23 protein-coding genes are annotated in these 19426 nt (G+C 62.2%); 15 read left to right on the top strand and 8 right to left on the bottom strand.

Features of this window, described 5'->3' with window-relative positions:
• Positions 1–64: 64 nt before the first annotated feature.
• The 5 genes from AYM40_RS11600 (at position 65) to AYM40_RS11580 (ending at position 5552) form a co-directional block, all read left to right on the top strand.
• Entirely contained in the window at positions 65–1933 is a 1869-nt protein-coding gene (locus AYM40_RS11600) for an amidohydrolase (RefSeq protein WP_063496352.1), read from the top strand.
• 51 nt (positions 1934–1984) lie between these two features.
• A complete protein-coding gene (locus tag AYM40_RS11595; RefSeq protein ID WP_063497967.1) occupies positions 1985–2626 on the top strand; it encodes an HD domain-containing protein in 642 nt (213 codons plus the stop codon).
• Positions 2627–2653: 27 nt separating this feature from the next.
• Positions 2654–2902 (top strand): DUF1427 family protein, encoded by a 249-nt coding sequence (locus tag AYM40_RS11590; protein ID WP_063496351.1) that lies wholly within the window; start codon positions 2654–2656, stop codon positions 2900–2902.
• A 162-nt stretch (positions 2903–3064) separates the two neighbouring features.
• Entirely contained in the window at positions 3065–4033 is a 969-nt protein-coding gene (locus tag AYM40_RS11585) for a VOC family protein (RefSeq protein ID WP_063496350.1), read from the top strand.
• The gene (locus AYM40_RS11580) at positions 4023–5552 is read left to right on the top strand and encodes an alginate export family protein (RefSeq protein WP_063496349.1); all 1530 of its coding nucleotides are present in this window, start codon (positions 4023–4025) and stop codon (positions 5550–5552) included. The genes AYM40_RS11585 and AYM40_RS11580 overlap by 11 nt, the downstream gene beginning before the upstream one ends.
• Positions 5553–5644: 92 nt before the next feature.
• On the opposite strand, the gene AYM40_RS11575 is transcribed toward AYM40_RS11580, so the two are convergent.
• From AYM40_RS11575 to AYM40_RS11560, 5 genes are all read right to left on the bottom strand, one after another.
• A complete protein-coding gene (locus tag AYM40_RS11575; RefSeq protein WP_063496348.1) occupies positions 5645–6868 on the bottom strand; it encodes an FAD binding domain-containing protein in 1224 nt (407 codons plus the stop codon).
• A 2-nt stretch (positions 6869–6870) separates the two neighbouring features.
• Entirely contained in the window at positions 6871–7356 is a 486-nt protein-coding gene (locus AYM40_RS11570) for a VOC family protein (protein WP_063496347.1), read from the bottom strand.
• A gap of 170 nt (positions 7357–7526) precedes the next feature.
• A complete protein-coding gene (locus tag AYM40_RS11565; protein WP_063497966.1) occupies positions 7527–8234 on the bottom strand; it encodes a TetR/AcrR family transcriptional regulator in 708 nt (235 codons plus the stop codon).
• 57 nt (positions 8235–8291) lie between these two features.
• Positions 8292–8453 carry a hypothetical protein gene (locus AYM40_RS41375; RefSeq protein ID WP_158515275.1) on the bottom strand — a complete coding sequence of 54 codons (162 nt, stop codon included), beginning with the start codon at positions 8451–8453 and terminating at the stop codon, positions 8292–8294.
• A gap of 18 nt (positions 8454–8471) precedes the next feature.
• On the bottom strand, positions 8472–9377 hold the full coding sequence (locus tag AYM40_RS11560) for a LysR family transcriptional regulator (protein WP_063497965.1): 906 nt from the start codon (positions 9375–9377) through the stop codon (positions 8472–8474).
• Positions 9378–9883: 506 nt separating this feature from the next.
• Between AYM40_RS11560 and AYM40_RS11555 the strand changes: the two genes are divergently transcribed.
• Positions 9884–10279 carry a DsbA family protein gene (locus tag AYM40_RS11555; protein ID WP_236720951.1) on the top strand — a complete coding sequence of 132 codons (396 nt, stop codon included), beginning with the start codon at positions 9884–9886 and terminating at the stop codon, positions 10277–10279.
• An 84-nt stretch (positions 10280–10363) separates the two neighbouring features.
• Here AYM40_RS11555 and AYM40_RS11550 read toward each other — a convergent pair whose 3' ends face one another.
• Positions 10364–10714, bottom strand: coding sequence for a hypothetical protein (locus AYM40_RS11550; protein ID WP_063497964.1), 351 nt, complete (start codon positions 10712–10714; stop codon positions 10364–10366).
• 351 nt (positions 10715–11065) lie between these two features.
• On the opposite strand from AYM40_RS11550, the gene AYM40_RS11545 reads away from it, so the two are divergent.
• The gene (locus AYM40_RS11545) at positions 11066–12658 is read left to right on the top strand and encodes a tetratricopeptide repeat-containing sulfotransferase family protein (protein ID WP_063496345.1); all 1593 of its coding nucleotides are present in this window, start codon (positions 11066–11068) and stop codon (positions 12656–12658) included.
• Complete coding sequence (cysC, locus tag AYM40_RS11540; RefSeq protein ID WP_063496344.1) at positions 12655–13227, top strand: adenylyl-sulfate kinase; 573 nt, start codon at positions 12655–12657, stop codon at positions 13225–13227. The genes AYM40_RS11545 and cysC overlap by 4 nt, the downstream gene beginning before the upstream one ends.
• On the opposite strand, the gene AYM40_RS11535 is transcribed toward cysC, so the two are convergent.
• On the bottom strand, positions 13228–13440 hold the full coding sequence (locus AYM40_RS11535) for a DUF3820 family protein (RefSeq protein ID WP_006048800.1): 213 nt from the start codon (positions 13438–13440) through the stop codon (positions 13228–13230).
• Between the two features lie 137 nt (positions 13441–13577).
• Between AYM40_RS11535 and AYM40_RS11530 the strand changes: the two genes are divergently transcribed.
• The 6 genes from AYM40_RS11530 (at position 13578) to moaE (ending at position 17982) form a co-directional block, all read left to right on the top strand.
• Positions 13578–14630: an NADP(H)-dependent aldo-keto reductase gene (locus AYM40_RS11530; protein ID WP_063496343.1), complete on the top strand. Its 1053-nt coding sequence runs from the start codon at positions 13578–13580 to the stop codon at positions 14628–14630.
• 55 nt (positions 14631–14685) lie between these two features.
• Complete coding sequence (locus AYM40_RS11525; protein WP_063496342.1) at positions 14686–14952, top strand: hypothetical protein; 267 nt, start codon at positions 14686–14688, stop codon at positions 14950–14952.
• A gap of 201 nt (positions 14953–15153) precedes the next feature.
• Positions 15154–15576 (top strand): hypothetical protein, encoded by a 423-nt coding sequence (locus tag AYM40_RS11520; protein WP_063496341.1) that lies wholly within the window; start codon positions 15154–15156, stop codon positions 15574–15576.
• A 324-nt stretch (positions 15577–15900) separates the two neighbouring features.
• A complete protein-coding gene (gene glp / locus AYM40_RS11515; protein ID WP_063496340.1) occupies positions 15901–17133 on the top strand; it encodes a gephyrin-like molybdotransferase Glp in 1233 nt (410 codons plus the stop codon).
• Positions 17134–17159: 26 nt separating this feature from the next.
• On the top strand, positions 17160–17417 hold the full coding sequence (gene moaD, locus AYM40_RS11510) for a molybdopterin converting factor subunit 1 (RefSeq protein WP_063496339.1): 258 nt from the start codon (positions 17160–17162) through the stop codon (positions 17415–17417).
• A gap of 88 nt (positions 17418–17505) precedes the next feature.
• On the top strand, positions 17506–17982 hold the full coding sequence (moaE, locus tag AYM40_RS11505; RefSeq protein ID WP_063496338.1) for a molybdopterin synthase catalytic subunit MoaE: 477 nt from the start codon (positions 17506–17508) through the stop codon (positions 17980–17982).
• Between the two features lie 25 nt (positions 17983–18007).
• On the opposite strand, the gene AYM40_RS11500 is transcribed toward moaE, so the two are convergent.
• Positions 18008–18556: a group III truncated hemoglobin gene (locus tag AYM40_RS11500; RefSeq protein ID WP_063496337.1), complete on the bottom strand. Its 549-nt coding sequence runs from the start codon at positions 18554–18556 to the stop codon at positions 18008–18010.
• A gap of 303 nt (positions 18557–18859) precedes the next feature.
• On the opposite strand from AYM40_RS11500, the gene AYM40_RS11495 reads away from it, so the two are divergent.
• Complete coding sequence (locus AYM40_RS11495; protein ID WP_063496336.1) at positions 18860–19360, top strand: Rrf2 family transcriptional regulator; 501 nt, start codon at positions 18860–18862, stop codon at positions 19358–19360.
• Positions 19361–19426: the final 66 nt, after the last annotated feature.

Genomic DNA, 19426 nt, shown 5'->3' with positions numbered 1-19426 from the left:
GAGCGCCCGCTTCCCACGAATCGCTCCGCGCGTGAGAAGCGGAGCGCTCCCTATGAGGACCACCATGAATTCCAATACTCCCGAGCCGACGCCGGCCGACGTCGTGTTCTTCAACGGCAAGATCGCTACGCAGGACGACAAGCGTTCATTTGCCGATGCGCTTGCCGTCGCGAACGGCCGTATCGTCGCTTCGGGATCTCGCGAAGCTGTGATGCGTCACGTGAACCACACGACGCGGCAGGTTGACCTCAAGGGGCGCACGGTCATCCCCGGTCTGAACGATTCCCACCTGCACATCATTCGAGGCGGGCTGAACTTCAACATGGAGTTGCGTTGGGACGGCGTGCCGTCGCTCGCGGACGCGCTCGACATGCTGAAGAAGCAGGTGGCGCGCACGCCGGCGCCGCAATGGGTGCGCGTGGTGGGCGGCTGGAACGAATTCCAGTTCGCCGAGGGCCGAGGGCCGACGCTCGAAGAAGTCAATGCGATTGCGCCGGACACGCCGGTGTTCATTTTGCATCTGTACGACAGCGCGCTCCTGAACGCAGCGGCGCTGCGCGCGGTCGGTTATACCAAAGACACGCCCAATCCGCCCGGCGGCGAGATCCAGCGCGATAAGCGTGGCAACCCGACCGGCATGCTGATTGCGCGGCCGAACGCCGGCATCCTGTACGCGACGCTCGCCAAAGGGCCGAAGCTCGCACCGGAAGATCAGCGCAATTCCACGCTGCACTTCATGCGCGAACTGAACCGTCTCGGCGTGACGAGCGCGATCGACGCGGGCGGCGGCTACCAGGCCTATCCGGACGACTACGCGATCATCATGGATCTCGCGAAGCGCAACGAGCTGACCGTACGTATCGCGTACAACCTGTTCACGCAGAATGCCAGGAAGGAAATCGAAGATTTCGCGAAGTGGGTGAAGGTGACCCAACCCGGCGACGGTGACGATTTTCTGCGCGTCAATGGCGCCGGTGAAATGCTGGTGTTCTCGGCAGCGGACTTCGAAGATTTTCTCGAGCCGCGCCCGGACCTGCCGGATACGCTGGAAGACGAACTGGAAGCGGTCGTCAAACTGCTGGTGGCGAACCGCTGGCCGTTCCGGCTACACGCCACGTACAACGAATCGATCGAGCGTTTCCTGAACGTCTTCGAGCGTGTGAACGCCGAGATCCCCTTCAACGGGCTGCGCTGGTTCTTCGACCATTGCGAGACCATCGCGCAGAAGAACATCGAGCGGGTGCGCGCGCTCGGCGGCGGCATCGCGATCCAGCATCGGATGGCGTTTCAGGGCGAATACTTCATTCAGCGATATGGCGAAGAGGCGGTCAAGCGCACCCCGCCCATCCGTCACATGCTCGATGCCGGATTGCCCGTCGGCGCGGGGACGGACGCCACGCGCGTCGCGAGCTTCAATCCGTTCGTTTCACTGTACTGGATGGTGTCGGGCAAGACTGTTGGCGGCACGGCGATGTATGCCAGCGAGAACCGTCTTGACCGGATGGAAGCGTTGCGCCGCTACACGGTAGGCAGCGCATGGTTCTCGAACGAGGACGACCGCAAAGGCGCGCTGGTGCCCGGCCAGTTCGCGGACTTCGCGGTACTCAGCGAGGACTACTTCACCGTCGACGAAAGCCGCATCAAGTTCCTGACCTCCGCGATGACGGTGGTGGGCGGCAAGGTCGTGTATGCCGACGACGAATTCGCGCCGCTTGGCCCCCCTGATCTGCCGGTCAGCCCGTCGTGGTCGCCGGTCGCGGAATTCGGCGGCTACAGCCGTTACAAGCCGACCGCGGTGGCGTGCGTGGATGGCTGCGTGAATCTGTGCGGCGTGCATGCCCATGCCCACGGCTGGGCGTGGCGTAAAAATGTGCCGGTCAGCGATTCGAACGGCTTCTGGGGCGCTTTGGGCTGTAGCTGTTTCGCATTCTGATCGCCACAGCTTCGTGCCAACACGCGAGCGAGGACCATGATGCCGACCCTCATGAAGAAAACCATTGCCGGCATTGAGATTCCCGATGGTGTGATGGCTCAGGCGGCGACCGCTCAGATCCGGGGCACGGAGTCAGAGTTGATCTTTCACCATTCGCTACGAGCATTTCTGTTCGGTGCGCTGATCGGATACCGCGAAAGCCTGACATTCGACGCCGAGCTGCTTTATGTCGCTGCGATGTTTCACAACGTTGGGCTGAACGTGAAGTATCACCGGTCGCCGTACCGGTTCGAGGTGGACAGCGCGAATGCCGCGCGCGATTTTTTGCGGCGGCACGTCGTCATCGACCGTTTGATCGACGAAGTCTGGACGGCGATCGCGCTGCACACGACACCGGGCATTCCGGAACATATGTCGCCGCTGGTCGCGCTGATCAGCGCCGGCGTGCAGATGGATGTTCGCGGCGCCCGCTACGACGATTTCACCGCACAGCAGTGCGATGAAATCGTACAGGCTTATCCGCGCGAATCAGGCTTCAAGAGGAAGATCATCGAAGCCTATGCGCGTGGCATGGAACATCGGCCGGAGACGACGTTCGGAACGGTGAATGCCGACGTCCTTGACCGGTGGGACCCGAACTATCGCCGCTTGAATTTCTGCGGACTGGTGCTGGGATCGGACTGGCCCAATTAACAGGTGTTTCTGGAAAGGACGAATAGCATGGGCTACATCATTTCTCTGGGGGTGGGCTTTTGCGTTGGCCTCCTCTATTGGCTACTCAAGGTGCAGTCGCCGGCGCCGCCGCTGATTGCGCTGGCCGGATTGCTCGGCATGGTGTTGGGCGAGCACGCCATCCCGGTCGTCAAAACGCAGTTATTCGCGCAGACGACGGTTGAGGTCGCTGGGCCGGGAAAGGGCGCTGCAGCGCAAAAGGCCGTGGCGCCCGACACGACGAAGCAGGGCAGTTGACGTGGCAGGCGCAGGTCCTTCGCCTGGCTGAGCATCGTCGATTCGACACGACGCCCCCGTTCCCGCGCTGATCGCGGGCTGCGCAAACGTGCGCCAGACAACATACACCGCCTCGATCAGAGGCAGACCATTCAAACTTTGCTAATACATGTGGGTAATGCCATGTTCAAGTCGTTTCATCGGCCCCGTCCACTCGCATCGCTCTGCGCGGCGATACTGATTGGATTGACATCGGTTGCATCCGCATCCGCATCCGCATCTGCATTCGCCGATGCCGGGCCGCCGGAGGTGTCGAACGGAACAGCCGCATCCGCCGCGAAATACCCCGACGTATCGGTCGGCGCGCAGTACGACACGACTCACGTGTATGTGGCTTCGGCCGATCTCGACGCGTTCGTCAACAGCTTTCTCGCGACCTTCGGCGGCAAGGCATCCCAACGTGCGGTTTTCACGGTGACGCCCACGCCGAGCAAGACGGCGTCGCAATATGTGCAAACGCCGGTCGGCATGCTCTCGGTGTTCGGCTTCGAAACGGCGATTCCGTATCCGTTCGGCAATGAGCGAACCGGGTATCTGGTCACCGATATCGACAAGGCGGTGAAGGCCGCGCGTGCGGCCGGCGCCGACATTGTCGTCGACCCGTTCGACGATCCGATCGGCAAGGATGCAATCATCCGATGGCCGGGCGGCGTCACGATGCAGCTCTATTGGCATACCAAGGCGCCGAACTATGCGCCGTTGCAGAGCGTGCCGGATAACCGCGTGTACGTGTCGCGCTACGAAGCGGACAACTTCGTGCGCCGGTGGCTGCGTTTCTCGCATGGCAAGGTGCTGTCGGACAACCCGCGTGCGGACGCCGGCGTGATCGGCCGGCCGGGCGAGACGATCCGTGTGATTCGCATCAACTCGGGCTTCGGCCATATGGTCGTGTTCGTCACGGACGGCAAGCTGCCGGTCCCGTTCGGGGGTGAAACGACCGGTTATAGCGTGGACGATGTCGCCCAGACGATCGAGCGCGCACAAGCGGCCGGCGCGAAGGTGCTTTACCCGCCGTATCACAGCGCAGCGGGTACGACGGCCATGCTCGAATTCCCGGGCCGCTACATTGCCGAAGTGCACGATGGCAAGTGATGCAAACGTCACGAAGCCATTGAGATCATTGAAGGCACGCGGGCGCGCGCCGCGCCTTTCCGTGCGGCGCGCCGCCCGCGCCTTGCTGATCAGCACGGGTCTCGCGGCCGCGCTGCCGGCTTCAGCGGCGGATACGGCGCTCGGCGGAGCTGACGATACCACCACGGCCAATCCCGCCGTGACTGCGGCTCCGGCGAGTGCATCGTGTGTGCGGCCGGCAATCATGTTCAACCGCTGGCAGGAAAACTGGGGGGTATTGGCGAATCCTTGCGTGCCGAAGCGGCCGTTCGATTCGCTGAAGTACATTCCGCTGTTCGGCAATCCCGACGCGTACATCTCGCTCGGCGTGGTGCTGCGCGAGCGCCTGGAGATGAACGATGCGCCGCTGTTCGGTCTCGGCTCGGGGCATGACGACACGTACCTGCTGCAACGTCTGGACGTTCATGCGGATATCCACCTCGGCCCTCACGTGCAGATCTTCACGCAATTCGAAGACGCGCGGCCCTACGGCAAGGACAACGTCACGCCGGTCGATAAAAATCCGCTGGATCTGCGCCAGGCGTTCGTCGCGATTACCGAGCCGCTTGGACCCGGCACCTTCAGGTTCCGCGTCGGCCGGCAGGAAATGGCGTTCGACTTGCAGCGCTTCGTCGCGGTGCGCGACGGCCCGAACGTGCGTCAGGCATTCGACGCGCTATGGGCCGACTATGAAACCGGTCCATGGCGCTGGATCGCCTATGCGACGCAACCGGTTCAGTATCGCGACAATTCGGATTTCGACGACGTCTCCAATCGCGATCTGACATTCAGCGGCGTGCGCGTGGAGCGCAAAAACGTCGGGCCGGGTGACTTGTCGGCGTACTACTCGCGCTACAACCGCAGCAACGCGCACTTTCTCGACGCAGTCGGCGACGAGCATCGCGACGTCTTCGATGCGCGCTATTCCGGCAAAGTCAACCATATCGACTGGGACGTGGAGGGCATGTATCAATCGGGCCATGTCGGCAGCAAGACGATCGGTGCGTGGGCGGTGGGCTCGCTCGCCGGCTACACGCTGACGTCCGTGCCGTGGATGCCCCGGCTCGGCATCCAGGTCGACGCCGCGTCGGGCGACAACCACCCGGGCGACGGCCGCGTCGGTACGTTCAATCCGCTGTTCCCGAACGGCTATTACTTTGCACTGGCCGGCTATACCGGCTACTCGAACCTGGTTCACGTCAAGCCGTCGCTCGTCCTTAAACCGGACAGCAAGCTGACGCTGCTGGCCGGCGTGGGGCTGCAATGGCGCGAGACCACCGCTGACGCGGTCTACCAGCAAGGCTCGGCGGTCGTGCCGGGCACGGCGGGACACGGCAGCAGCTGGACGGGGTTCTATACGCAGCTTCGCGCTGACTGGGCCGTCGCCGCGAATCTTGCCGCGGCGCTCGAGGCCGTGCATTTTCAGATCGGACCGTCGCTGCGCGAATTGGGCGCCCGCAATTCCGACTACATCGGCGCGGAACTCAAATTCGGCTGGTAGAAGCGCAATCTGCAAACCCTGCCAGATGAGGTCATGTTATGAGCACGACAGTTGGTCGAACCCGCCGCGGCCACAACGAACGCTTCGAACACTTAAAAGCGTGCAGGTACCGCGGTCTCGCGCATCACCGCATCGGGCGTGCGATAGCGCTCGGCCATTTCACGGTCGACCTCGTTTTTCAATTGCGCCTGCATGTAAGCGCCGAGATGGCGTGCGTGCTGGACGATGGCCGTGCCGACTTGCGTGCGCACGCGGCTGTACTCCGCGAGTGCGTCCTGAACGTCTGCATGGCTCTTCAACGCGCTGACGAGCGCCATTGCGTCGCTCGCCGCCTTGGTGACGCCCATGCCGCAGTGCGGCCGCGCCACGAACGCCGCGTCGCCCAGCAAGGCAACCCGGCCGAACGCCATGTGCGGCACTTCGAGATCGAAGATGGGTTGAAAGAGCGGTTGCGTCGATTTGGTCACCACTTCGCCGAATTGCGGCGCGAGTAGCGTGAGCGCCGCGTCTTCCATGTCGGCGAGCACCTCGCGGCGAATCAGCGTTGGCGGAATGCCACCCACCCAACGCTTGCCGGATGCATCGGTCAGCAGGTTCGGCAACTGGATGTCTTCGCTTGTCGCGCGGTACCAGACGAAGTTGTAACGGCGTTCACCCGGGGTCGTGCTGTTGCCCTGGCCAGCAACCGGATAGCCGAGAATCTGTTCGCGCGGGGGCAGGCAGAAGGCAAACTTGTCGAACAGTGCCTCGCGCGTTGCCAACGACAGCGAGGTTTCGTCGACCAGGCCGCGCCATGCGACATAGCCGGCATACTGAAGCTTCACGTCAGGCAGGAACCGCTCGCGAATCGCCGACTTGAAACCGTCCGCCGCAATCACGAGATCCGCGCGCAATACCGTGCCGTCACCGAGCGACACGCTTGCCTGATCGGCTCCGTCTTCCACGGCTACGACCGTGCCGCCGGCATGGTAGTGGACCTCGGGCAGCGCCGCGCGCAGCACGTGATACATCTTGCCCCACGCGGTCAGGGTCTGCGGCAGTTCGCGCTCGGACAACACCGCGCCGCTCTGCGCGAAGGTCACGCGCGACTGCACTTTGACGCCGATCGAGTCATCGATTGCGATTCCGGCGGCCGTCATGGCCTCGAATAACTCGGGATGGGTGACGATGCCGGCGCCGCGGCCGGCCAGTTCTTCAGGAACGCGCTCGAAAATGTCGACGTCCCAGCCATTGCGGACCAGCAGATTGGCCGCAAACAGGCCACCCAGCGAGCCACCGGCGATGATCGCCTTTAAACGTGCCGAAGGATTGGCCATGCTTACTCTCCTGCGTCAATGGATGCCCGATCGATGGCCGGATGTGCTTCGGCCAGACCGGTGAGTTCTTCGGCGGGGAAATTCAGTTCGATGGTCACGCCGGACGGGTCCTCGATGAACACCTGATGCAGGCCGAGGCTCGGCACCGTGCGATCGCGCCAGGCGACGCCTTCGGCTTGCAAGGTTTTCCACATGTCTTCGACACCCGTCGCAAGAAATGCGATGTGGTCGACCGTGCCGGTCCCGCTGGCGGGGAGTGCCTTGTCGCCGAGATAGGCGGTGAGTCCGGCGGGATTGTCCGGATCGACGCCAATGATGTGGACGGTGCCGAAGTCGGCCTCATCGCCGCCCTTGTAAAGCCACGCGCCGGGAAAATCGAAGGGCGGGCGGTAGCCCCGCTTGAAACCGAGAATCCGCTCGTAGAAACGACAGGATTTCTCGAGGTCCATGGTGCGGATCGAGTAGTGCGCAAGTTTTGACACGGGCATAAGGAACTCCTGACATGCTATTTATCGATCGATTAGTGATCGACGGATAAATTGTAGGCGAACGCGTCGGCAGGAGAAAGCGGCGTAACGACGGTGTTTACCCTGAAAAACGCACAGGAGGCTGCGCGATGGGCGATGAAGCGAGCGGTCGGCTGTGATTCCAGCCGGCGTCAGGCTTTGGCTTTGCTGGACGCTTTCGTTGCGTGCTTGAGCGCGTCAGGCACGCCGTTGAGGAAGGCGTCGACCTGGCGTGCGATGTGGTCTTCGACGTTGTCGCTGACCGGTAGCCCGTAGATCCATTTCCGGACGCCGAGATAGAAGATGCTGGCGTGCAGGCTCCAGATCAGCTCCAGATCGATGTCGCGCTGCTTCGTGCTGGACGATGCCGGGAGGTCATAGGCCAAACGGATTTCCGCCATGACGGGCAGGAACACGCGTTCGCGCAGCCGCGACAGATATTTGGAGTTGATGCCTTCGCGCGTCAACCCGGCGAAGATGAAAATCCGGATCCATTCGCGCCGCAGAATCACGCTGGCGTACGACGAGTAGAACCTGACCATCCGTTCCTGGATCGGCACGGAGCGGTCCTTGATCAGGCTTTCCCAACGCGTGTCCCATTGATAGACCTCTTCGTACACACGGTCGATCAAGGCTTCCTTGCTCGGAAAGTAGCGGTAGAGAAGCGGTTGAGTCACGCCGAGTTGGCGCGCGAGTTCGCGGGTGCTGCCGGAGAATCCGTGGGTGGCGAAGTGGTCGACGGCCTTCAGCACGATCTGGCGCTCCCGCACTTCGGGGGCAAGGCGTCGCGTGATGCCCTTCTCGATGTCATGCACCTCGCTCGTCGACGCTGCGCCGACCGTCCGTACTTTTCTCGGCATGGTGTGTTCGGTACCCAGGATGTTGGGACGCATCATACAAAGATTACCCCGGTCTGGCTAGGCGAAGGCGCCTTGCGGCCGCGCTTGTCGAGCATGCCCGATGCGGGCGATCGTCGAAGGAAGAGCGACGAGACTGTCGAACTGGCACGAGCCACGTACGCTGGCCGCACGCAGAACTGACGAGTAGCTCACGGCCATGGTTTCGTGCGTCATCGTCATGATGCACCGCGTAAGCGGTCACTGAGGGCGGCCGGCCAGTTCGGACACGAAATCGATAAACGCATTGACTCTTCGCGACCCCCGCTGATTGGGCAGATACAGTGCGCTCACGACAGCCCGTGCGTCGTTCGGTCCCGCCTCGAACTCGGCAAACAGCCGGGTGAGGGCGCCTGACTGAACATCCGACGCCACCAGCCAGTCGGGAAGCAACGCGATGCCCATACCGTCCAATGCCGCTTCGCGCAACACTTCGGAACTGTTCGCCTTGAGTCTGCCCGTCACCGGCACGCGTTTTTCTTCCTTGTCACGCGAAAACGTCCAGACTTGAGGTTCTGTCGTGTAGGTGAATCGAAGGCATTCATGGTCGATCAATTCGTCAGGAGACGCGGGATAGCCTGCCCGATCGAGATATTCGCTGCTCGCGACAAGATAACGAGTGAAGATGCCGACGCGCTTGCTGACGACGTCGGCCATGGCAGCGACCTCACCAAGGCGAATAGCGACGTCTATGCGCTCGCTCACCAGATCGACAAAGGCATCGCTAAGTTTGACGTCCAACTCCAGCTTTGGATATTTTTGCAGGAACACCGTGAGGGACGGTGCGATCCGTCGGGATCCGAATGCGACGGGCACGGACACGCGCAGTGGGCCTGACGGTTCGCCGCTTCTGTCCGAAACCGATGCATCGGCGTCGGCCAGATCTTCGAGCAGCTTTTTCGCCTTGGCGTAGTAGGCGGTCCCTGCGTCGGATAAGGTCACCTGGCGGGTGGTCCGATTCAGGAGTACCGCGCCCAGTTCCTTCTCAAGCGAATCGACAGAGCGCATGACCGAGGATGTTGCCAGATCGAGGCGTCGTGCCGCACTCGAAAAACCGCCTGCCTCAGCGACTTCCACGAACGCCCGAAGCGACAATAGCTTGTCCATAACCTTGGCCCATACAGTTTCGGGTTTGCGGTGGGCGCGCCATGCGGCGAGCGCGGTCATCGTTCCCAATGTATCAGAACCATTAATTATCATATGAATAATTGTGGTCAAACCGACGCCCGGCAATTGCAGGCAGTTTTTTGACTTGGGGGATTACCCGGATTGGCCCACCGCTTCTAAGTATCGATCTCCAGCAGCGCTACCGCTGGGCTCCGTATCGAGGACCTTCACCTTTCCGGTCAGGCACTCGCGGCGAAGCATTCACAATGCGCTCACTCGTGGTGTGCCGAGCGGCGAAAAGCGGCTCCGTGCGCGAGATGAGTTGTTCCGGGCAGACTACGCCGTTCGCCCCATCTCATTGCATGCCACGCAAAAGAACGTTGCCTCGCGTTGCCATTCCGATCGGCCGGTAGCCGCGCTATCGTTTGTTGTGCAAACAATCCCTTTTGGAGAAGGTCGATGAATGCGCTGAATATCGAGGTCACATACGATTTCATTTGTCCCTGGTGCTGGAATTCAACCATGCGCTGGCGAAGCGCACGCCGAACACGCTCGCCGCGCATCGGCTTGTATGGGTGTTGCAGCAAAGGCATGATGTAACGGCGCTAGTGGAGGCGATCTTCCATGCGTATTTTTCCGCTGGCCGCGATATTGGAGACGTCGCCGTGTTGACGGAGATCGCTGTGGCGACGGGTTTCAAGAAAGACAAGGTCGAAGCATTTTTTGCGTCGGACAGGGGTGTAGACGAAGTGCGCGCGCTTGAAGCTCGGGCGATCGAGCGTGGCGTGAACTCGGTACCGCCGGTGAAGATTGGCGACGAAATTATCAGCGGCGCACAGTCTGTCGCGCTATTTCGGGCAACCCTTGAGAACGCCCTGAAACCCAGCGCCACCGTGGCGTAAGCAGAGCCGCGCTGACTATGGGCTGCTTCGGCTGCTCGCCTCGAAGCTGGGGTGGCAGCCCGGCTCGCGCTGCGCATAGCGGCGTCAATGCCCATGCCCCCCATGGCTGCCGCCACTGCTCCACGATTCGCCGCCGTTGCCGTGGGAGCCGCCACCACCGCCGTGCCAGCCGCCTCCGTGCCACCCTCCGCCATGCCACCCGCCGCCGTGCCAATACCCGCCATGCCCATGGTAGTAATAACAGCACGGGCCACCACCCCAACCGCCCCAGATGTCGGCCGTACCGTAAGCCGGTCCATACACCGGCCCGTAGGCATAACCGTAGCCGGGGTAATAGGGTTGCGCGTAGGTGTAGTCGTAGCCCGGCGCAACCACGCAGCCGGCGAGACCTGCCGCCACGGCCAACATCGCGACTGATGCAATGAGCCTGCTCACGATTTTCTCCCACGTATGAGAATGAGAAAAACGGCGTGCCCGGGAGTTCAGCAGGATTTGTGTCCGCAAATTACGGGGCGGATGCGCCATCGCGCCTGCCTGACACCGCCGTGGCGATCCGACGCCATAGCGGCCGCGCATTGCGACGGTCTTCCGAATCATGACGGAATCATGGCGGTGTAATAGTTCGTTAAATTTTCGAAGCATAACTGTAAGGCGCGCCTGATAGTTTCCCGTCAGACAATTTCCCTTTGAATCGAGACCGATGCTTGTGCTGACGCTGGACGAAGAAGAGCGCATGCCACATTGCCGGGCCGCCCGGTGCGAAGCCTGAAAAGAACCTGGCCGTCAATGAAGCACGATCCACAGCCTGCGACCGCATCAGAATGGCGTGCCGAAGGCGACGCCTGCGCCGCTCGCGGCGAACTTGAGGCCGCACTCCAGTGTTTCGAAGCAGCGCGTGTGCTCGATCCGGTCGACGCCGTCGTCCTTGAACGCCTCGCCGCGACGCTCGCCGCGCTGAACCATTTTTCCGAAGCCGTCGTCCGCTATCATGAAGCAACCATGTTCGATCCGCGGAACGCCGATTTGCACCACGGCCTCGGCTGGTCGCTCGAGCAGATGCATCGGCTCGAGCAGGCGGTAGACGCCTATCGCGAAGCGGTCCGGCTCAATCCGAAAGCCGACGGCTCGTACAACAACATGGGCAACTGTCTGCAGGCACTCGGTCGTTTCGACGAGTCGCACGAAGCCTATCGCCGCGCGATCGAGGCGGCCCCGCAGGTGCCGCTGTATTACCGCAACTTCGTTCAGTCCAAGCGCCTTACCGCCGACGATCCGGTGTTCGTCGCGCTCGAGCAACTCGCCGGCGTTGCCGCTTCGCTCACACTCGTCGATCAGGCGGAGATGCACTTCGCGTATGGCCAGGCGCTGTCCGATGTGGGCCGCAACGATGCGTCGTTCGATCACTTCCTGAAGGCCAACGCATTGCATCGCACCGGCGTGCGTTATGACGAAGCCGCGTCGCTCAGTCTGTTCGCCCATTTGCCTGAGGTACTGACGTCAGAGGAGCTGGCGGCCAAACGCGGTCTGGGCGACCCGTCGGCTGCACCGATTTTTATCGTCGGGATGCCGCGCTCCGGTTCGACCCTGATCGAACAGATTCTCGCGAGTCATCCGCACGTTTTCGGCGCGGGTGAGCGCACGGAGTTCGGCGAGGCACTGGTGAATTGCATCGGCCACCATGTAGACGACCCGTTGCGCATCGATATCGAAGCATTGCAGGGCGTCGGTGCAACGCAATTGCGCGCGCTCGGCGCCGACTATTTGCGCCGCATGCGCATGTCGCTGCCGGAAATACCAAGCGGAGCGCCGGGTTACACGCACTTCACCGACAAGTATCCGTTCAATTTCATCAACGTCGGGCTGATTCATCTGGCGTTGCCGAATGCGCGCTTCATTCATAGCAGCCGCTCGCCGTTGCAAAGCTGCCTGTCGATCTTTTCGCGAATTTTTCACGACGTGCCGTTCAGTTACGATCTCGGTGAGCTGGGTCGCTACTATCGCGCGTACGACGCGCTGATGGCACATTGGCAACGCGCGTTGCCCGAGGGTACGATGATCCAAATCAAATACGAAGAGCTGGTCGAAGATCTCGAAGGCAATGTCCGGCGTTTGCTCGCGCATTGCGGACTCGACTGGGACGCGCGCTGCCTATCGTTTCACCAGACCACGCGGCAGGTGAACACGGCAAGCGCGGCGCAGGTGCGCCGCCCGCTCTACAAGACGTCGGTGCAGCGCTGGCAGCCGCGGCAGGTGTTGTTGCAACCCTTGTTCGACGGCCTGGGACCGGAGTTGGCGCCGGCTGACAGCGTCGGCGCGCAGCAGCGTGCACCTCTGGCAGATGCCGACGCGGCGGCTGCGGGCACGGAGCAGAAGTCATGAGCGCTATCCGCGGGGCCGTCATATGGATGACCGGTTTGTCCGGCGCCGGTAAATCGACCTTGGCCGACGCGTTGCACCAGCGTCTGAAACAAGCCGGGCATGCTTCGATCGTGCTCGACGGCGACGTGCTGCGACGCGGCCTGACCGCCGGCCTCGGCTTCACACCCGAAGACCGCGCCGAGAATCTGCGGCGGGTCGCGCACGTCGCGGCGCTGGTCATGCAACAGGGTTTCATTGCGATTGCCGCGGTGATCTCGCCGGAGCATCAGCATCGGCGCATGGCTCGCGAGATCGTTGGCGGCGGGTTCGTCGAAGTATTCGTGAAGGCGCCGCTGACGGTGTGCGAAGCGCGCGATGTCAAAGGCCTCTACGCGCGTGCACGGCGCGGCGAGATTCCCCATTTCACCGGTATTTCGGGGCCGTTCGATGTGCCGCTCGACCCCGATGTCATGATCGAAACCGATCGGGTGTCGATCGACGAGGCAGTAGACCGCTTGCTCGTGCATCTGCGCGCCATGGGTTGCCTGCCCAGGGAACGCGGGCTCGGCAAGCCTCGTCTCGCGAAATAGTCAGCGCTTGCGCAAAGGCTCGATCAGCGACGACAAGCCGTTGTGATCGATCTCGTGCATCAAAGCCAGCAGGCGGCCGATTTCGCCCGGCGGAAAGCCCTGGCTCGCAAACCAGTTCAGATAGTGACCGGGCAGGTCTGCGATCAGCCGGCCCTTGTATTTTCCGTAAGGCATCACGCGCGTGACCAGGAGTTCGAGGTGTTCGGGATTCATCGCAGACGGGGTGACGGAAAATTCATTGAGCGCGCTGGTGCGAGCGCCTGCTAAAGCAGCATTTTAGCCGCGCTGCAGGCATTGCGCCGGCATGGTAACGTCAGCGCTTTCCGTTTACACACAACAGGACAGGTTCGATGGAATACCGCAGACTCGGCGACTCGGATGTGAAGGTTAGCCTGATCGGTCTGGGCACCATGACATGGGGCGAGCAGAACACCGAGCAGGAAGCGCACGCACAGATCGATTACGCGCTCGACCACGGCGTCAATCTGATCGACGCCGCGGAAATGTACCCGGTGCCGCCGCGTCCCGAGACGCAAGGCTCGACCGAACGCTATATCGGGTCATGGATCGCGCAGCATCGCAGCGCACGCGAGAAGATCGTGCTGGCCACCAAGATCGCCGGCCCGGCGCGCCAACCGCACAATCCGCGCCATATTCGCGGCGAGGGCAACCAGTTCGACCGCAAGAATCTGACCGAAGCGTTGAACGATAGTCTGAAGCGCCTGCAAACGGACTATGTCGATCTGTACCAGTTGCACTGGCCGGATCGCAGCACGATGACGTTCGGCCGTCCCGCCTATCCGTGGGTCGACGACGCGTACACGGTGCCGATCGAAGAAACGCTGTCGGTGCTCGCCGAATTCGTCAAGGCGGGCAAGATCCGCCATATCGGCGTGTCGAACGAAACGCCGTGGGGTATGGCGCAGTTTCTGCGCGCCGCGGAAAACCTCGGCTTGCCGCGCATCGTTAGCATCCAGAATCCGTATAGTCTGTTGAACCGCACGTACGAAGTGGGTCTGTCCGAGTACGCGCATCGCGACAACATCGGCTTGCTGGCGTATTCGCCGCTGGCCTTCGGCTGGTTGTCGGGCAAGTATGAAGGCGGTGCGCGTCCGGCAGGCGCCCGCATTTCGCTGTTCGAGCGCTTTCAACGCTACAGCAAGCCGCAAGCGGTTCAGGCAACCACGCGCTACGTGGAACTGGCGAAGCGTCACGGGTTGTCGCCCGCGCAGTTCGCGCTGGCCTTCGTCAACAGCCGGCCGTTTTTGACCAGCAATCTGATTGGCGCCACGTCGCTCGATCAGCTGAAGGAAAACATCGCCAGCGTCGAGGTGAAACTCTCGCCGGAAGCGCTAGCGGACATCGACAAGCTGCATGAGCTGCAGCCTAATCCGGCGCCTTGACGCGGTTGCGCTTGCGCGCGGTGAGTTCTCGCCGAGATCCCGGAACAGTCCCGCCATGATCTGCAGACCCTCGCGTACCACCGGCCCGAGCAGATGCTCGTTCGGCGCGTGCTGCGAGCACGCCGACGACGGCTTCGTCGCGATACCGCTGACGCACCCGCAGATGCGTCAGCACAGCATCCAGGTGCAGACGATGGCCGGACGGGCGTTGCCGCCGTCGGTGAAGGCGTTCCGCGACCATTTGATTGCAGAGATTGGCGGCGCGAAACCTTCGGATGCTGCGGCGCCGAAGCCGGCTCGAAAGTGCGGCCAGACGCATTGATTGCATTGAACAGCAAATCTCTCTGCCGGACGGCGAATCACGTCCTAAACTGTGGGGACGGAGCGGGCTGGACGGCCTCCAGTGCGTGGCTCGCGTTGCCGCGGCCCATACCAGTGGTAGGATTCAGCCCGAAAAATGGAGAGCGGTACGCGCTGAATGGGCGTGCCGTTCACAACAGAGCGATAGGACTCAGGACATCGAATGGCGCAACAAAAAACAAACCCAAAACTTGAGCAGGCGCTGACGCGCGGGGATCTTGCAATTCGCCAGGCCAACTCGGCTCGGGCGACGGCGTTGCTGCGCGCGTTGGGCAAGATGATCGTCGATGCGTCGGCGACGATCGGCGTGGAGGCCTTCACGCTGATTCCGGACGGCGACAAGATTTACGATCCCACCGACGGGCTGTGGCCACAGGAATTGCAGGTTTCGCTCGACGGCCCGGTCGAGGAGGCCGATCCGGATGAAGTTCGAACTGTGCGATTGATTGCTGATGATCCGGGCACGGTGTTCAGGGTCGAATGGCAGCGGGCAGATGGAAAGATCGGGCGTCAGGATGGGGGGCCGTTTGCAACGGTGGCTTTTATTTCCGATGTGGATATTCCCTGGACGGATGATGAGGATTGAAAAGGGTTTTGGCCTTTCCATGAATTGATATTGGATGATTGGCGTCGCCCCTGTGCGGGGCGGGCAGCTGTTTTTGTTCGCCTGCCGCAAAGAAGAGCGCGGTACGCATACTGGAAAAGTCCAACGCCACAGGCGCACAAAAGAACACCACCGCCAAAGGCAAAAACCCCACCACCGCCAAAGGCAAAAACCCCACCACCGCCAAAGGCAAAAAAACCACCATAACGCCAGGCCGCCACCGGCCACCACGATCGACCGCTACAATATTCTTTTAACCTGCGGCTTCGAGACCCAAAGATGTCCACCCCAACGCCCCGCGCTCCGATGCTCTCCACCGCCGAAGCGTTGACGACTCTGCTCAGCGCGGCGACCCCGATCACCGGAACGGAATCGATCCCCACACTAGACGCGCTCAACCGGGTGCTATCGGCAGACGTCGTTTCGCCGCTGGACGTCCCTCCCATGAACACCAGTTCAATGGACGGCTACGCGATCCGCACTGAAGATCTGACAACCGATGGCAACCGCCGCCTGCCGGTCTCGCAACGCATTCCAGCCGGTCACGCGCCCGAGCCGTTAGAGCGAGGCACGGCCGCCCGCATCTTCACCGGCGCCACGGTGCCGCCGGGCGCCGACGCCATCGTGATGCAGGAGCAAACCGAGGCCGCCGGCAACGAAGTCACAATCCTCCACAGCCCGGCATCCGGCGAATGGATCACGGGCCAAGGCGCGGACATCCGTAGCGGCTCGATCATTCTTCCCGCGGGCACGCGGCTGACGCCGCAAGCATTGGGGCTCGCCGCCTCGGTCGGTTGCGCCGAACTCCAGGTGCGCCGCCGCGCAAAGGTTGCCGTGTTCTTCACCGGCGACGAACTGACCATGCCTGGCGAACCGCTGAAACCGGGCGCGATCTACAACTCGAACCGTTTCACGCTGCGCGGGCTGCTGGAAAAATTAGGCTGCGACGTCACCGACTACGGCATCGTCCCCGATAAGCTTGACGCCACCCGAACAACACTGCGCGAAGCCGCGCAGGCACACGATCTGATCCTGACTTGCGGCGGCGTGTCGGTCGGCGAGGAAGATCACGTCAAGCCGGCGGTCGAGGCCGAAGGGCGCCTGTCGATGTGGCAGATCGCGATGAAACCGGGTAAGCCGCTCGCGTTCGGCGCAGTGCGCCGCGCCGCTCAGCAGGCAGATGCGGCTGCATCAGACGAAACCTTTTTCATCGGCCTGCCGGGCAACCCTGTTTCCAGTTTCGTGACATTTCTACTGTTCGTGCGTCCGTTCGTCCTGCGTCTGGCCGGCATGCAGACGGTGGCGCCGCGCGCGCTGTCGCTGCGCGCGGATTTCACGCAGAACAAGGCCGACCGCCGCAACGAATTCCTGCGCGCGCGCGTCAATGCGGCCGGCGGCCTCGATCTGTTTCCCAATCAGAGCTCCGCTGTACTGACATCGACCGTATGGGGCGACGGCCTGATCGACAATCCGCCGAACCACGCAATCAGCGTCGGCGAGACCGTGCGTTTCATCCCCTTTTCCGAATTGCTGAACTGAGGCCGGCAACAGCCGGCAGCTTCCCGATGAAGATTCAACTCCGATATTTTGCAAGCGTGCGCGAAGCGCTTGAAACCGCCGACGAAACGGTCGATTTGCCCGACGGCATCGCGACCGTCGGCGACGTGCGCGCCTGGTTGCGCGTGCGCGGCGGCGTCTGGGCCGATACCCTCGCCGAAGGCCGCGCGCTGCGCATGGCCTGCAACCACGTGATGACCGATGCTGGCACGCGCATCACCGAAGATTGCGAAGTCGCGTTCTTTCCGCCCGTCACTGGCGGGTGAGCCGCCCCGACGGCCGCAAAAAGCCGCGCTAAAGCACGCCAACCGGTTAAGCCGCGCTGAGCCGCACTAACCCGCACAGGAGCCAGAGATGCCCGTTCGCGTCCAGACGGAAGATTTCGACCTCACCGCCGAGGTTGCCGCGTTACGCGCGCGCAATCCGAAGATCGGCGCGGTTGCCTGTTTTGTCGGCACCGTGCGTGATCTGAACGACGGCAGCGCGGTCGAAACAATGGAGCTCGAACACTATCCGGGCATGACGGAGAAGTCGCTGGAAGCGATCGTCGTGAGCGCGCGCGAGCGCTGGCCGGGGATCGAGGTGCTGATCGTGCATCGGGTCGGCAAGCTTTATCCGCTCGACCAGATCGTGCTGGTGGCGACCACCGCCGCACATCGGGGCGAGGCTTTCGCGTCGTGCGAGTTCGTGATGGACTACCTGAAGACCCAGGCGCCGTTCTGGAAGAAAGAGAAGACCGAAGAAGGCGAGCGCTGGGTCGATGCCCGCGTCACCGACGACGCGGCGCTGGCCAGATGGGGCATCGAATCGGATAACCAGGACGCGGATTAGGGCGCGCGCTTCTCAAGCGCCCGCGTCAATCGTCGTTCGCTTTCCCGATGATCCGCGTCGGAAACGGTTCACCAGGCGGCCGTGTCGGGGCGACCCCGGCGTGCTCGTCGTCGCGCGGACGCCGCTTCGGTGCGACGCGCTCCAGCAACGCCTGTTGTTCCTCCGGAATCTTGTAATTCCAGCCGAAGCGGCTCAATTGCAAACTCTGCGCGATACGCAGCGCCGGTTCCATGAAGCGGACCGCCGCCGCCGGCTGATAGCGCGACTCCACCGTATCCAGAAACAGATACAGCCAGCGGCTGAAATGCTGCGGCTCGACACCCTCGAGCGGCTGATGCGCCTGCTGCACATTGCCGCGGTATTGCTTCGCGCCCAGCACAAGACTGCCCCAGAACGTGCACATCTTGGGCAAGTGGTCGTCCCAACGGCCCGCAAGCGTCGCGTCGAACACGGGGCCCAGCAGCGGATCGGCGCGCACGCGGTCGTAAAAGCCGTAGACGAGCTCGCGAATATTCGCCTCGGTAGGCTCGGCGGCGCGCTCGACAACCGGTGCGGCAGGGAAAGACGGATTCATGCAAATTCCAGATAATGCAGTGATTCATTGTGGATCGTCGCGCGGTGCCACAGACGGTCGGGAATGGCCTCAAACTGTGTCCAAACGAAAGGAAGTAGGCTGCGAATGCCCCGCTTTTCGGATGAATGGCCTATGCGGGAGACGTTACCATTGCTGCCGAAAGACAAACACCGCCTGTCAGCGCAGAATGACAAAATATGCGCGGCGCCTGCATCTTAGGGCGAAGCGACGGCCCCTCGCAACCCTTGCATCGACGCGGTTATCCCCGGATCGCGGCTTGCGCTCATCGTGACACCTGCACTTATGAGACTGACCGACTATACGGATTACGCATTACGCGTCCTGTTATACCTCGCCGTCCGTGGCGAAGGCTTATCGACCATCCAGGACATCTCGGACGCGTACGGGATATCCAAGAACCATTTGATGAAGGTGGTGCAGCAACTCGGCGAACTCGGCTGGGTCGAGACCGTGCGCGGCCGTAACGGCGGCCTGCGGCTCGCCGAACAAACCAACACGTTGACCGTGGGCGAGATCGTGCGGGCCACGGAAACCGACTTTGCACTGGTCGGCTGCTTCCCGGACCCGCAGGGTGAGCGCCGGGCCTGTGTCATTACACCGCAATGCCGTATTCGCGGCGCGCTCGAGGCAGCACGCAACGCGTTCCTCGCCGAACTCGACCGCTACACGATCGGCGAGGTTGCGAAGCCGCACCGCCCGCTGGCTGCGCTGCTTGGTTTAAGCACCATCATTCCGATTGTGCCGGTCGCACCTGCTGGCGGCGAAGCCGGGCCGCCATCCTGAAATCCGCCGGCAAGTTCTCGTGCGTCAAATGTTAAATAGTTGTTGCTGATGCAAAAAAACGCTTGA

The sequence above is a fragment of the Paraburkholderia phytofirmans OLGA172 genome (genome assembly GCF_001634365.1).
Classification (GTDB): Bacteria; Pseudomonadota; Gammaproteobacteria; order Burkholderiales; family Burkholderiaceae; genus Paraburkholderia.
Note: the sequence above shows the minus strand (reverse complement) of the source record. Positions and strands in the feature narration are given on the sequence as shown.